Origin of the sequence: Oceanobacillus sp. HCA-5259 (genome assembly GCF_037892815.1) — a bacterium.
Lineage (GTDB): Bacteria > Bacillota > Bacilli > Bacillales > Amphibacillaceae > Oceanobacillus > Oceanobacillus indicireducens.
This window is the reverse complement of record NZ_JBBKBV010000021.1, coordinates 24612-38506: the sequence shown is the minus strand read 5'-3', so window position 1 is coordinate 38506 and position 13895 is coordinate 24612. Positions and strand designations below refer to the sequence as shown.

Here is a 13895-nt window from a genome sequence, read left to right as displayed (position 1 = left end):
AGAGCAAACATAGCACGAGGTGTTGCAGTTGCTTGAATGGTGGAACAGAAAAAAACTATTATATTTCCTTTTAATAGGAATCCTGATTTTAATATTTTCATTTTTGTTATGGGTCACCTTACCCTATTTTAAAGAGGTTTTTTCCTTTTTGTGGAAACTATTTTTGCCGTTTATCATTGCGGGATTTATCGCTTATTTACTGTATCCGATTATAGAATTTCTAGACCGGCAACAGATTCATAAAGGGCTAGCCGTGATGATCATTTATATTCTGTTTTTCGGTGGGATTGCTTTTTTATTTTATCGCGTTTATCCGATCGTTATTCAGCAAATGAATGATTTAATTGAAAATATTCCGCAGTTTGTGAATATGTATGAATCATCGATTAATCATCTTTACACCTCTACTTCGTTCCTGCCGGAGACCTTCCATGACAAGATTGATGAAGTCATTATTCGGCTGGAAAATCTGTCGGATCATCTCGTATCCCGCTTAGTCGACGGGTTTACCCATCTATTTGATATGATTCTTATTGTCACCGTTATTCCCGTCCTCGTCTTTTATTATATAAAGGATTATCATCTGCTGAAACAATTTCTAAAGGGGTTTATCCCGCATCGGCTCCATTCAAGGATGCAACAGATGGTCGAGAAAATCGATGAAGGTCTTGGTGGGTATTTGCGAGGCTTGTTTTTTGTCAGCTTGTTTGTGACATTGCTTACATTCCTTGCTTTTAAATTTATACAAGTGCCTTATGCGCTTTTACTTGCAATCGTAATCGGACTCACCAATATTATCCCTTATTTTGGTCCGATAATTGGTGCAGTACCAGCCGTGATGATTGCTTATACTACTTCACCGCTTCTTGCCCTTTATGTAATTATTGCAATATTTGTTGTCCAGATGATAGATGGGAATTTCCTTTCGCCATTTATTATGGGAAAGAATATTCGAATTCACCCGGTGATGATTATATTTGCATTATTGTTAGGCGGACAGTTATTTGGGATTATTGGAATGATTATCGCAGTGCCATTAGTTGCTATTTTAAAAGTAGTTGTTAAACACTTACCGTATCTTTTACCTGGTGATAACTGATTGACAAGCGGTTAATATTTATCTATACTAGCGCTAAAAGAAGATTTAAAAATGATGAAAGTGCCGAGTACATGAAGCTCGTGTGACAGAAAGGGATTTTTAAGCTGAGAAAATCCTCACATCGAATCATGGAATGCTACACTTGAGTGCGGCTAATCCCCGTCGGTATCAAACCGTTAACATGCATAAGAGGTGAGTAGGCAACAATTCACAAATAGGGTGGTACCGCGAACAATCTCGTCCCTGCATAAGCAGAGAGGAGATTTTTTTATGTTGAAAAATGGGATACAGGGCCCCATCTTCAATTACAAGGAGGATAATAAAAGATGAAAAAATTTAATTCAGCCGAAGTTAGACAACTGTTTCTTGATTTCTTTAAAGAAAAAGGTCATACAGTAGAGCCAAGTGCATCGCTTGTTCCGAAAGACGATCCGAGTCTTTTATGGATCAACAGCGGGGTTGCCACATTAAAGAAATACTTTGATGGAAGAGTCATCCCGGATAATCCTCGAATCGTAAATGCACAGAAATCAATCCGAACGAACGATATTGAGAATGTCGGCTATACTGCTAGACACCACACATTCTTTGAAATGCTCGGTAATTTTTCCATCGGTGATTATTTCAAAAAAGAAGCAATCCACTGGGCATGGGAATTTTTAACGAGTGACAAATGGCTCGGATTCGACCCAGACGTCTTATCGGTTACGGTTCATCCGGAAGATGATGAGGCTTATGATATTTGGCTAAACGAAATTAAATTGCCGCCAGAACGAATCATTCGACTGGAAGAGAACTTCTGGGATATTGGGGAAGGTCCAAGTGGTCCGAATACGGAAATCTTTTATGACCGTGGCGAGGAGTACGGCAATGATCCGAATGATCCAGAGTTATTTCCAGGAGGAGAGAACAGCCGTTATCTTGAAATATGGAACCTGGTATTCTCCCAATTCAACCATAATGCGGACGATACGTACACTCCGTTACCAAAGAAGAATATTGATACTGGAATGGGTCTAGAACGTCTCATATCAATTATTCAGGACGTACCGACAAACTTTGAAACAGATCTATTTATGCCAATAATTGAAAAGACAGAGCAAATCGCCCAAGTCAAATATGGAGCAAATGATAAACAAACAATTGCTTTTAAAGTCATCGCCGACCATATCCGTACGGTCAGCTTTGCGATAGCTGATGGTGCGCTTCCATCTAATGAAGGGCGGGGTTACGTCTTAAGAAGGCTGATTCGTCGAGCGATTCGTTTTTCCAAAGATATTGGCTTGGACAAACCATTTTTATATGAATTGGTCGATGTTGTCGGTGAAATTATGCAGGACTTCTATCCGCAAGTAATTGAACAGAAAGATCATATTGCAAAAATTATCCGTTCTGAAGAAGAACGATTCCATGAAACCTTAAACGACGGATTAGAAATATTAACTTCAATCATTAAAAGGGAAGAAAAGGCTGGAAATAAAGTATTTCCTGGAGAAGAAGTATTTAAATTATATGATACGTATGGTTTTCCAAAGGAACTTACAGCCGAGTATGTTGAAGAACATGGATTTACAATTGATGAGCACGGTTTTGAAACCGAAATGGAAAAACAGAAAGAAAGAGCAAGAAACGCAAGACAAAGGGTCGATTCGATGCAAGTACAAGACACGACATTAAGTGGCCTGGATTTGGAAGACACCTTTATCGGATATGACAAACTGGAAACGAAGACTACCGTTACAGCGATTATCCATGCCGGTGAAGAAGCACAAGTGGCAAAATCAAATGATGAAGTATTCCTCTTCTTGAAAGAAACGCCATTTTACGCGGAGAGTGGTGGACAAGTTGGCGACAAAGGATGGATTTATACGGAGCATGCGTCAGCTTATGTTGAAGATGTTCAAAAATCACCACAAGGACTCCATATCCATAAAGTGATAGTGAAAAGCGGGGAAATTAGTAAAGGGGATGAAGTTCAGGCAATTGTCGAAAATGCCTTTCGTAACGCAGTTATTAAAAACCATACGGCAACCCACATACTGCACCAAGCATTAAAGGATGTGCTAGGTAATCACGTCAATCAAGCAGGTTCACTCGTCACCCCAGATCGTTTGCGATTTGATTTCACTCATTTCTCCGCACTCCGTGAAGACGAACTTCGGAAAATCGAAGCGATTGTGAACGAAAAAATTTGGCAATCCATTGATCTTTCCATTGATTATCAGGAATTTGAAAAAGCGAAAGAAACAGGAGCAATGGCGTTATTCGGGGAAAAATATGGAGATATTGTCCGTGTTGTGCAAATCGGTGACTACAGTGTCGAGTTGTGTGGCGGCTGTCATGTACGTAACACTTCTGAAATCGGTCTGTTTAAACTCGTATCTGAAGGCGGGATCGGCGCTGGAACGAGAAGGATAGAAGCTGTCACAAGCAAGAAAGCTTTTGAGTTTTTAAACGGGAAAATGAAGATTCTAAAGCAGGTATCTAATCTAGTGAAGGCAAATGATGATCAGCAAATTACAGAAAGAGTACAATCATTACAACAAGAAGTAAGTAACCTGGAAAAGAAAAATGAATCTTTAAGTACAAAAATAGCAAACATTGAAGCATCTTCCATCTTGGAAAAAGTAGAAGATATCGCCGGTGTCCCGGTGCTGGCAGAGCATGTCAATGTAAAAGATATGAACCAGTTACGGAATATGGTCGATGATTTGAAACAAAAACTGGATTCCGCAGTTATTTTACTTGCAACAGAAAATAACGGAAAAGTTCAGCTCGCGGCAGGAGTTTCCAAAGACTTTGTCGAAAAAGGTATACATGCAGGTAAATTAATAAAAGAAGCTGCTACCATTTGCGGTGGTGGCGGTGGAGGGCGACCGGACATGGCCCAGGCAGGGGGAAGTGATCCATCTAAAATTCAAGAAGCCCTAACATCTGCACAAGCCTTTGTAAAGAAAGCAATCAATCAGTAGTAATTTGTAACAATCCATGGAAAAGGTTATAATGAACTTTATAAAGATGGATCGTGCGCGAATACTTGGAATGAGGTGTCACAATGAGTTCAATTGATAAAACAATGAAGTTTAACTTTTCAGAGGAGCCGTATGATCGCGATATAAAAACAATCCTTTTTACTGTGCATGAAGCATTACAGGAAAAAGGATACAATCCAATTAATCAGATTGTAGGTTATTTATTATCCGGTGACCCTGCTTATATCCCAAGGCATAAAGATGCGAGAAACCTAATTCGTAAAGCGGAACGTGATGAGGTAATTGAAGAATTAGTAAAATATTATTTAAAGGAAAATCAAAACAACTAAATGAAAATTATTGGACTGGATGTCGGATCGAAAACAATAGGAGTTGCTGTCAGCGATGCATTGGGCTGGACAGCACAAGGGTTAACAACGATTCATTGGAATGAGCTTGATCTCCATTCTGCAGACGATGAATTAAAAAAAATCATAGACGAACATGATATAGGGAAAGCTATCATTGGCTTACCAAAGAACATGAATGGTACAATCGGAGAGCGAGGAGAAGCTTCCCAGCGTTTTGCCGAACATTTTGGAGAAACGTTCCAATTGCCTTATGTTCTTTGGGACGAACGTTTAACGACTGCCGCTGCGGAACGAGTTTTATTGGAAGCAGATATGAGCAGAAAGAAACGGAAAAAAGTGATTGATAAGATGGCTGCAGTATTTATATTACAGGGCTATCTGGATCAAAAATAAAAAGAGGTGACCTCATGAGTTTAGAAGAAAAAGAAAGAATTATCATCCCGGATGATAACGGAGAAGAGCATTTATTCGAGGTATTATTTACATTCGATGTCGATGATACAGACCAATCTTATATCGCCGTTGTACCTGTCGAACAAGCGGAAGACGAAGAAGTCGAAGTATATGCTTTCCGTTATGAGGAAAAAGAAAATGATGAGGAAGATCTCTCCCTGTTTCCGATTGAATCGGATGAGGAATGGGAAATTGTTGAAGAGATGCTCGCAACATTGGCGGAGGAAGACGAAGACGAAAAGTAAATCTTTTTATCAAAGCTGATGTCTCCAAGAGACATCAGCTTTTCCCTGTGAAGTGAATTTTATTCGCAAGTGTTATGTATGAAATTAAGATTCACTTTATACTTTATTATTTTACATAATATAGTATAATATATCGAATAAGAGGGAGAGGAATACATGAGCAAAGGTAAATTCACCAAGCGCTTCAAAGAAAACCGTAATGCTCGTGGGGAAGAAGCGCGCACGGTCCGTAAGATAGTATCCATCGTCTTGCTAGTACTAATCATTATATTAGTCATAAGTGGACTGGTTGGTTATTTCTATGTGAAATCGGCCCTGGAACCAGTAGAAGCAGATAGCGAAGAAAAAGTTGAAGTTGAAATACCGATTGGTTCAACCAGTTCAACAATAGCGACGATATTAGAGGAAAATGGTATTATAAAAAATGGCCTTATTTTTCGTTTCTACATAAAATTGAAAAATGAATCAGATTTCCAAGCTGGTGTCTATACATTCAGCCCAGCGATGTCGATGGATGAAATCATTGAATCCCTAAAAAACGGGAAAATTGTCCTGGAAACAGCGCATCGGGTCACAATTCCTGAAGGGCTCACCATCGAGCAGATTGCTGAAATCTATGCCGATCAATTCTCATTCACAAGTGAAGAGTTTTTGGAGAAAGTGAATGATGAAAAATATATCAAACAGTTAATAAAGGATTATCCACTTATCCTTACCGACGATATATTAAATGAGGAAATCAGATATCCACTGGAAGGTTATTTATTTGCGATTACGTATGATTTCTATGAGGAAGATCCTTCGATTGAGACGATTGTCGAAATGATGCTCGATCAAACGCAGGCGGTCGTATCCCAACACTTTGAGGAAATCGAAGAACTTGATTTGACGATGCATGAAGCTATTACATTTGCTTCCATCATAGAAAAAGAAACCGGACATATCGATCAGCGTAACGAAATAGCAGGAGTCTTCTATAACCGTTTAGAAGCAGGTATGCCGCTTCAAACTGACCCGACAGTGCTCTATGCACAGGGAGAGCATAAGGACCGTGTATTATATGAGGATTTGGAAATTGAATCACCGTATAATACGTATTATGTGGAAGGGTTACCGGTCGGACCGATCAGTAATTTTGCCGAAAGTTCGTTAGAGGCAGTCCTAAATCCGGTAGAAAGTGATTATTATTATTTCCTTCATGACCACGAGGGAAATATTCACTATGCAGAAACGTTAGAGGAGCATAATCAAAATAAAAAAAATATGAATGATGAGTAGAAATGTGAATACCATATTCACATTTCTACTTTTCACGAAAGAAAACTTTTTAGTAAAAAAGAGGTAGAAATGATGAATGAGGACATTCAGGGTTATTTACAAGAACTAATCAATCCCGCCACTGACCAGGTGAGGGAGCTTGAAGAATATGCGCACATTCACAACGTGCCGATTATGGAGAGCACAGCAATTGATTTTTTACTGAAACAAATCATGATCCATCAACCGAAAAGAATTCTAGAAATAGGAACAGCAATCGGTTATTCTGCTATCCGGATGCTTGAGGCAAGTCCAGAAGCCGAAATCATAACGATTGAAAGGGATAAACAACGTTACGAGGAAGCTGTTCGATTTATAAAAGAATCGCAAAAAAGCGAACAAGTAGATGTCCGCTTTGGTGATGCGCTCGAGGTGTTAAAAGAATTACAGCAGGACAAGGAAACATTTGATTTCATTTTTATTGATGCAGCTAAAGGGAAGTATCGTGATTTCTTTGATCTAGCCCACCCACTCCTCCAAAAGCGCGGCTGGCTCGTTACGGATAATGTCTTATTCCGAGGCTATGTGAAAGACGAGGAGACAGCACCGAAAAGGTACCGGAATATGGTGAAGAAAATCCGTGCTTATAATCAATTCTTAAGTGCACATCCGGAATATATAACATCGATCTTGCCTATTGGAGACGGTGTAATGATAAGTTATAAAAAAGATTGAAAGGCGGCCAAATGGAATGTTGGATAAACCAATGGTCATCGGTGTTGCGGGAGGAAGTGGAAGTGGAAAAACATCTGTAACAAGAGCCATCTATGATCGCTTTACCGATAAATCAATTCTTGTCCTTGAACAAGATTATTATTATAAAAATCAAGCACATTTATCATTCGAAGAGAGATTGAATACGAATTACGATCATCCATTTGCGTTTGATAATGATTTATTGATTCAACATGTTAAAGACTTGACGGAGAAAAAGACAATCGAGAAGCCGGTTTATGATTATAAATTGCATACCCGCTCCAATAAAGTGATTCATGTAGAACCAAAAGATGTCATTATTGTGGAAGGGATTCTTATCCTGGAAGATGCTGAACTCCGTGAATTAATGGATATTAAGGTATTTGTTGATACGGATGCAGATTTAAGGATCATACGTCGTTTAATGCGGGATATCAAGGAAAGAGGTCGGAGTTTGGATTCAGTTATTGATCAATACTTGAACAACGTACGACCATCCCATGAGCAATTTATCGAACCGACAAAGCGCTATGCAGATATTATCATCCCAGAAGGTGGACAAAACCGTGTAGCAATTGATATCATGGCATCTAAAATAGAAACAATGTTGTCACACAAAAACTAATTTCAATGTAAAAATATATTGATAAATTAGAAGAAGTCTGCCATGATGGTGAATAGCATATTCTTATACATCTCATAAATGCGGTCAAAGCGCATACATTTAATGCAAATGCAGGATTTATTCTTAATGAAAGTGGAAAAATATAAAGGAGTGTTTTACATGTCTATAGAGAAAAGTTATTATATGACAGCTGAGGGGAAAGAAAAATTAGAGAAAGAATTACATTATTTAAAAACGGACAGAAGACAAGAAGTCGTTGAAAGAATTAAAATAGCCCGTGATTTCGGTGACTTGTCTGAGAACTCCGAGTATGATTCTGCAAAAGAGGAACAAGCTTTTGTTGAACAACGAATTACGCAAGTAGAAAAAATGATCCGTAATGCAGTGATCATTGAAAATACAGATACAAACTCAAACATCGTGTCCTTAGGGAAGTCTGTTACTTTCCAAGAACTTCCAGATGGTGATGAGGAAACTTATACAATCGTGGGAAGCGCTGAAGCTGACCCGTTTGAAGGTAAAATTTCTAATGACTCACCAATTGCCAAAAGCTTGCTCGGTCAAGAAGTTGGTGCAGAAGTTACTGTTACGACTCCAGGAGGCGACTTCCAAGTTCGCATTACAAAAGTCGAATAATATAATATTAAATAATGAGCAGCGGGGGAGACTCTGCTGCTTTTTAAATCTTTCGTCATGGTACAATTCTGATATGTCCAGCTTATTTTCTCCCCATAAATCTTATGGTATGATACTATAAAGTGAAACTTCAATCATTGGAGGTTCGACGTACTGGATGTACGAGTCAGACGTTGCGACAAGCGTCTCGTACTTAGCTGACATTTATCCTCTATGATTGTTAGTTGAACGAATCAGGTGTTAGCGTCCGTTATCCCTCGAAACTTTTTAGGTACACGCTTAAGTTTTCGGTGGGAGTTTTACTGACGATCGCATCGTGATAAACGGGAACGAGGAGGTAAAATAAAGATGACAAAAAATAACTCGCGTATGGACAAGTTTGAAAAACGTAGGAGAAACACCAAATTTATTAACTACTTTCTTACAATAGCTGCCGTCTTGGTGTTATTTTTAATCGGCGCTTGGATTTTCGGAGGCAATGATAAGAAAGCATCTGATGATAACGAGGGTTCGACAAGTGAAGAAGATTCATTTTTCCTGGAAACAGAAGATGAAAATGAAAAACCAGATGATGAAGAAGCGAATGGAAAAGAAAATAGTGACGACAGTGAAGTAGATGAAGAAGATCGTAACAAAGATGAAGAAGATGAATCTGGTGATGAAAATGAATCAGAGGAAAATGATGAATATGACGAAATTGAGACGGTAGAAACAGAGCCATCTGATGATGATGTTGTACAAGCGGTTATGGGTAACTGGCCACCAATTGGTACAGAGCAAACTGGTCCACATACAACTAATTATGAAGATGGCTCAGAAGACCGAATTGAGATTAAACGGGCGGCTTCAAAGGTAACTGGCATCCCGGAAGATGATTTAATTGAAGTTTGGATTGGAAATGGAGGAGATCAGAAAGTAGTCGCCACTGTTTCGAACCGTGCTCAAACTGAAAAATATCGTGTTTTCATGTCTTGGATTGACGAAGAAGGTTGGCAACCAACCAAACTAGAAACATTGAAATGATGGAAAGTTGAACTAAAAACCTGGGGGTAACAACATGATTGGAATCATCGGAGCAATGGATGAAGAAATAGCTTATTTACTGGAGAACATGGATAACCGAACAGAAATATCTGTTGCTGGTTGTCATTTTATTCAAGGGGAATTATCAGGAAAAGAGATTGTGTTATTAAAATCCGGAATCGGTAAAGTGAATGCAGCAATGGGAACGACAATTATGATGGAACGCTTCCACCCACAGTTTATTATCAATACCGGTTCCGCCGGAGGTTTCTCAGATAATCTTAATGTAGGGGATCTTGTGATTTCTAATGAAGTCGTACATCATGACGTAGACGTCACTGCGTTTGATTATGTTTATGGCCAAGTACCGGGTCTGCCCGCTACATTTAAAGCAGATGAGCGTCTTGTCCAGTTGACCGCAGATGCGGTAAAAGGGTTAGGAATAAACTTTGAAATCGGTCTAATAGCTACTGGTGATTCATTTATGGAAGATGAAGTCAAAGTAAATACAGCACGATTTAATTTTCCAGAAATGATTGCTGCTGAAATGGAAGCAGCTGCTATAGCTCAAGTATGTGCCCAATATGAGACTCCATTTGTCGTTATCCGAGCGCTTTCTGATATCGCAGGAAAGGATTCGTCTGTTTCCTTTGACGCATTCCTTAAAACGGCGGCAGAAAACGCTTCTGAGTTAATTATGAAGGTTGTAAAAACTGTATAGATACAAACTCGGACAGAGGAATTCACTTTGAATTCCTCTGTCCTTATTTCAGTCGTTCTGTTTACTTCTTTCCTGTCGGTAATACTCATGGAAAACCTTCATTAAAGCACGTTTCTCAATGCGAGAAACGTAGCTTCTTGATATGTTTAATTTTTTTGCAATTTCTCGCTGGGTCATTTCATTTTTATCGTGAAGTCCATATCGGTAGATGATTACTTCCTTTTCCCGTTCATCGAGAACTTTGAAGAAATGTTGCATCTTATCGATCTCCATGTTCAATTGGATATATTCGATGATGTTTTCATTTTCAGCCTCCAAAATGTCGATGAGACTGATTTCATTGCCTTCTTTATCCTGACCGATGGGGTCGTGGAGAGAGACGTCTTTCTTTACCTTTTTTAAGGCGCGGAGATGCATGAGGATTTCATTTTCAATACAACGTGCGGCATAAGTGGCTAATTTTGTTCCCTTATTTACTGAAAAGCTTTCTACTCCTTTAATGAGACCGATCGTTCCAATTGAGATCAAATCTTCCGTGTCTTCGCCGGTATTATCGAACTTTTTAACAATATGAGCAACTAAACGCAAATTATGTTCGATTAATTTGTTCCTTGCTTCACCATCTCCTTCAAGCATTGCTTTTATATATTTTGCCTCTTCTTTGGAGGAGAGCGGTTGCGGAAAGGCGTGATTCTTTATATAGGAAACGAAAAACATTGCTTCCTTCATGATGACAGCAAGAACAGATAAAATTCCAGACAAGGACAAACACCCCCACAATAAAGTCTTCACTTCCAATTAGGCTACAGCCTATAGTAAAATGTATGACTTGTGGGGGTAAATAGTGTATGTCCATTAAAGTTTTCTTGATTTAGGAAAAAATCGACAAAAACAGGGGTGAGTTAGTTGATTTTTATCTATTAACGGTGCTGTTTTATCTTGTTGTTAAGACTTCTCTTATCAATTTCCTTCTTGATCAGTGACAGAAAATCTTGACTAAGATTTAACTTACGTGCTTTTATATATGATTCTACAAGCAGTTCATCGGATAAATTTTCCATATTATAATCCCCCAAAATTATCGTCATGAGAATGTTCAATTAATAATTTAACATGTTTCCAAAACGAGGACAAGACACAAGTTATCTACAGGTAAATGTAGATAACTTGTGCATAATTCGCTGTTTACCGATAAAAATGTTGTATTAAAGGGATTTTTTTAGTGAATAAGGTTATCCCCAATTTTTGAATTGTCAATTTATGTCGAACGATTTTTTAAAAAAATCGGAAGAAAACGGGTATAAAGCTTGGCTGAATAGAATATACTTCAGATTTTTTATAAAAAAATAACCCGACGTGATTTTTCGTCGGGTTAGTAAATAAATACTGTGATCATTCTTTTTCAAAAATTAATATAGCAGTATTCGCTATTGTATCTGATCCTAGAGCTCCGCCTTGAAAAACAGAGTTGAATTTAATGTCTTTTAGCGTAACATCAGTTTTGGACTCATTGGAAATAACATCGTTTATTTTCTCTTCAAAAGTATACGTGTCTTCAGCATAGACAACTTTAGTAAATACCAAGTCAATACCCCTTTCTTCCTTAAATTAGATAATAGATAAGTATTTGTTTATTACTCAACCTTCTTAGCCCGAAACAGCAAGGTATACCATTATAAGCAAAAACTTCGAATTCCTTTCATTCAGCGTAAATGATTCTGCTCGTTCTCTTGGCTAGATTTCTAATCGCCGTTCAGTTGCCCGGCGGACGGATGCTTTCCACGGGCACGGCCCATAGCCGTCAAGTTAAGCAAAATACTTCAAATTCCAAAGGATTATTCGTTATTCTTGCATTAGAAAAGGAATAATTTGGAGGGATTAGAAATGGCTGGGCACCACCATTTTGGTTCGTTTGCGAAAAGTATTCTAGATGTTTTATCCGTGTCTGAACTTCGTAATATTGCACGAGAATCCGGGTTTGTGCAGCGATTGAAGAAATTAATGCCTGAAGACTTTTTGAGTATATGTGCTTTTTCACATAAAAAGGTTGGCTCGGAGGGTTTAGATCAGCTCCGTGCTTCGCTTTCTCGTGAATCCGGGACATCCATATCAAAACAGGCTTTACATCACCGTTTTGATAAAAATGGATTGGCTTTTTTGAAGCAAGTGTTTATGCGGTTAGCGGAAAAACAAGAGATATTACCAATGCTTTCTCCATCTGATTATCCTTTTTCTCGCATCCGTATTTTAGATGGCACTTCCTTTCAAGAAAAACAGAACAATGCGAGTTACTGGGATGGCGTAAAAATACAATTAGAGTATGAGTTGTTTCAAGGAAAATTTATGCATACCCTACTTTATGGACCAAGGGACAGTGATCACGATGCGGCTAAGGAACTCGAGGGGACTATAGAAATCAATGATCTTATCTTGCGGGATCTTGGCTATTTCTCAGGAGAACATTTTAAAAAAATAGCTCAAAAAGGAGCCTATTATATTAAACGTGTTCCTGCCAATATGACCTACTGGACAAAGGATACCAACAACCAGAGGATTCAAATAAAACCGGAAGAAGATGCCAACCATTTAAATCCAGGAGAGATACGAGATTATGGGTTCATACAACTAGGCGTAAAGGGAAACAATAAATTCTATGCACGGGTCATCGTACAACGACTAACAGAGGAACAACAAAAACAAAGGGATGCCTATTTAAAAGAAAGAAGACGGAAAGGGGGCTACACCCAATCCGCCAATCAAAAGAATCATATTCAAATTCTTGCCACCAATATAACACAAGAAGAAATGGATGGGCAATCCTTATACCCTATTTATTCCCTGCGCTGGCAAGTGGAAATCCTTTTTAAAACGTGGAAGTCGTTATTTGAGATTGATGAAGTGCGAGCAATGAATACAGACCGTTTTTACTGTCATTTGTACGGAACGCTCATTCACATTCTTCTTTCATCTATGATTGCTTTTCAATGCCGTTATTATCTTTACGAAAAGCACCAACTCGAAGGTAGTGAGTACAAGTGTATCAATCATGCAAAAAACGCAATTATAGAAACGAAAAGTGACTCGCTCTATCATCTTGTTTCACTGAAGGCACTGATAAATAATATCTACCAGAATATTTACCGGCATGGAAGGAAAGATCACCGTTGGCAGCATAAGAGCCCTTTTGATGTTTTAAACATCACGTATGACTACATTTCCGTGCCATGTAAATAAGAAAAGTGACAATAGAGACCCATATACTCAGCACGTAGCTAGAAAAAATGGTAATAAGTATTTTTTACATGCATTACATTCTTAACTTGACGGCTATGGGGCACGGCCTCAGCCCCCTCGGAAGAAAACCGCTTCCTGCGGGGTCTTCGGACTCGTGCTATTCCCGTAGGAGTCACCGTCCGCCGGGCAACTGAACTGGTAGAGAGGGTTATTATTAATGGAAACTAACCCACCACTATGATAAGCGATCTAATTCCTAAAATGAAAAATAGTGTTCCAAATTCGGTCATTAATGGGAGCGGTCCAGACACCTCGAGACTCCTGCGGGAGGATAGGCCTAGGTGAGACCCCGCAGCGGGCTTGCCCGCGAGGAGGCTCACCAGCCGCCCGCGGAAAGCGAGAGGTGTCTGGACTGCGGACCCCGGAAGGAGAGTTGCGGACTTACGCTGAATAAAAGGATCATTTCTTTGGTTTTCGGGTGTGAAGGTTTAGTTTATTATAAA

Annotated in this window: 15 protein-coding genes and 1 other annotated feature; of the genes, 12 read left to right on the top strand and 3 right to left on the bottom strand. The window is 38.9% G+C overall.

The window, feature by feature from the left end:
- Positions 1 to 19 precede the first annotated feature (19 nt).
- From WKU33_RS12235 to mtnN, 11 genes are all read left to right on the top strand, one after another.
- Positions 20 to 1099, top strand: a complete 1080-nt coding sequence (locus WKU33_RS12235) for an AI-2E family transporter (RefSeq protein ID WP_340454844.1) — start codon at positions 20 to 22, stop codon at positions 1097 to 1099.
- Between the two features lie 45 nt (positions 1100 to 1144).
- Positions 1145 to 1347 (top strand) — a binding site (T-box leader).
- Between the two features lie 78 nt (positions 1348 to 1425).
- The gene (alaS, locus tag WKU33_RS12230) at positions 1426 to 4071 is read left to right on the top strand and encodes an alanine--tRNA ligase (protein ID WP_340454842.1); all 2646 of its coding nucleotides are present in this window, start codon (positions 1426 to 1428) and stop codon (positions 4069 to 4071) included.
- Positions 4072 to 4154: 83 nt separating this feature from the next.
- A complete protein-coding gene (locus WKU33_RS12225; RefSeq protein WP_340454840.1) occupies positions 4155 to 4421 on the top strand; it encodes an IreB family regulatory phosphoprotein in 267 nt (88 codons plus the stop codon).
- Positions 4422 to 4835, top strand: coding sequence for a Holliday junction resolvase RuvX (gene ruvX, locus WKU33_RS12220; protein WP_156856251.1), 414 nt, complete (start codon positions 4422 to 4424; stop codon positions 4833 to 4835).
- 14 nt (positions 4836 to 4849) lie between these two features.
- Entirely contained in the window at positions 4850 to 5140 is a 291-nt protein-coding gene (locus WKU33_RS12215) for a DUF1292 domain-containing protein (protein WP_156856250.1), read from the top strand.
- 156 nt (positions 5141 to 5296) lie between these two features.
- Positions 5297 to 6418: an endolytic transglycosylase MltG gene (mltG, locus tag WKU33_RS12210; protein ID WP_340454836.1), complete on the top strand. Its 1122-nt coding sequence runs from the start codon at positions 5297 to 5299 to the stop codon at positions 6416 to 6418.
- A gap of 72 nt (positions 6419 to 6490) precedes the next feature.
- Positions 6491 to 7132: an O-methyltransferase gene (locus WKU33_RS12205; RefSeq protein WP_340454834.1), complete on the top strand. Its 642-nt coding sequence runs from the start codon at positions 6491 to 6493 to the stop codon at positions 7130 to 7132.
- A gap of 16 nt (positions 7133 to 7148) precedes the next feature.
- The gene (udk, locus tag WKU33_RS12200; RefSeq protein WP_340454832.1) at positions 7149 to 7778 is read left to right on the top strand and encodes a uridine kinase; all 630 of its coding nucleotides are present in this window, start codon (positions 7149 to 7151) and stop codon (positions 7776 to 7778) included.
- A gap of 159 nt (positions 7779 to 7937) precedes the next feature.
- Entirely contained in the window at positions 7938 to 8414 is a 477-nt protein-coding gene (greA, locus tag WKU33_RS12195; protein ID WP_340454830.1) for a transcription elongation factor GreA, read from the top strand.
- Between the two features lie 348 nt (positions 8415 to 8762).
- Positions 8763 to 9437: a YrrS family protein gene (locus WKU33_RS12190; RefSeq protein WP_340454828.1), complete on the top strand. Its 675-nt coding sequence runs from the start codon at positions 8763 to 8765 to the stop codon at positions 9435 to 9437.
- Between the two features lie 34 nt (positions 9438 to 9471).
- A complete protein-coding gene (gene mtnN, locus WKU33_RS12185) occupies positions 9472 to 10158 on the top strand; it encodes a 5'-methylthioadenosine/S-adenosylhomocysteine nucleosidase (protein WP_340454826.1) in 687 nt (228 codons plus the stop codon).
- A gap of 48 nt (positions 10159 to 10206) precedes the next feature.
- Here the strand turns inward: mtnN and sigK are convergent, their stop codons facing one another.
- The 3 genes from sigK to WKU33_RS12170 form a co-directional block, all read right to left on the bottom strand.
- On the bottom strand, positions 10207 to 10920 hold the full coding sequence (sigK, locus tag WKU33_RS12180) for an RNA polymerase sporulation sigma factor SigK (protein WP_340454824.1): 714 nt from the start codon (positions 10918 to 10920) through the stop codon (positions 10207 to 10209).
- 158 nt (positions 10921 to 11078) lie between these two features.
- Positions 11079 to 11219: a sporulation histidine kinase inhibitor Sda gene (locus WKU33_RS12175; protein ID WP_340454823.1), complete on the bottom strand. Its 141-nt coding sequence runs from the start codon at positions 11217 to 11219 to the stop codon at positions 11079 to 11081.
- A 331-nt stretch (positions 11220 to 11550) separates the two neighbouring features.
- Entirely contained in the window at positions 11551 to 11742 is a 192-nt protein-coding gene (locus tag WKU33_RS12170) for a hypothetical protein (protein WP_340454821.1), read from the bottom strand.
- A 300-nt stretch (positions 11743 to 12042) separates the two neighbouring features.
- Between WKU33_RS12170 and WKU33_RS12165 the strand changes: the two genes are divergently transcribed.
- The gene (locus WKU33_RS12165; protein ID WP_340454819.1) at positions 12043 to 13392 is read left to right on the top strand and encodes an IS4 family transposase; all 1350 of its coding nucleotides are present in this window, start codon (positions 12043 to 12045) and stop codon (positions 13390 to 13392) included.
- Positions 13393 to 13895 lie beyond the last annotated feature (503 nt).

Bases quoted from the DNA above. Each gene is read 5' to 3' on its own strand.
- alaS (WP_340454842.1), top strand. From the start codon at position 1,426: ATGAAAAAATTTAATTCAGCCGAAGTTAGACAACTGTTTCTTGATTTC.
- greA (WP_340454830.1), top strand. From the start codon at position 7,938: ATGTCTATAGAGAAAAGTTATTATATGACAGCTGAGGGGAAAGAAAAA.
- WKU33_RS12205 (WP_340454834.1), top strand. From the start codon at position 6,491: ATGAATGAGGACATTCAGGGTTATTTACAAGAACTAATCAATCCCGCC.
- ruvX (WP_156856251.1), top strand. From the start codon at position 4,422: ATGAAAATTATTGGACTGGATGTCGGATCGAAAACAATAGGAGTTGCT.
- WKU33_RS12215 (WP_156856250.1), top strand. From the start codon at position 4,850: ATGAGTTTAGAAGAAAAAGAAAGAATTATCATCCCGGATGATAACGGA.
- mltG (WP_340454836.1), top strand. From the start codon at position 5,297: ATGAGCAAAGGTAAATTCACCAAGCGCTTCAAAGAAAACCGTAATGCT.
- WKU33_RS12165 (WP_340454819.1), top strand. From the start codon at position 12,043: ATGGCTGGGCACCACCATTTTGGTTCGTTTGCGAAAAGTATTCTAGAT.
- WKU33_RS12190 (WP_340454828.1), top strand. From the start codon at position 8,763: ATGACAAAAAATAACTCGCGTATGGACAAGTTTGAAAAACGTAGGAGA.
- WKU33_RS12175 (WP_340454823.1), bottom strand. From the start codon at position 11,219: ATGGAAAATTTATCCGATGAACTGCTTGTAGAATCATATATAAAAGCA.
- WKU33_RS12225 (WP_340454840.1), top strand. From the start codon at position 4,155: ATGAGTTCAATTGATAAAACAATGAAGTTTAACTTTTCAGAGGAGCCG.
- mtnN (WP_340454826.1), top strand. From the start codon at position 9,472: ATGATTGGAATCATCGGAGCAATGGATGAAGAAATAGCTTATTTACTG.
- udk (WP_340454832.1), top strand. From the start codon at position 7,149: ATGTTGGATAAACCAATGGTCATCGGTGTTGCGGGAGGAAGTGGAAGT.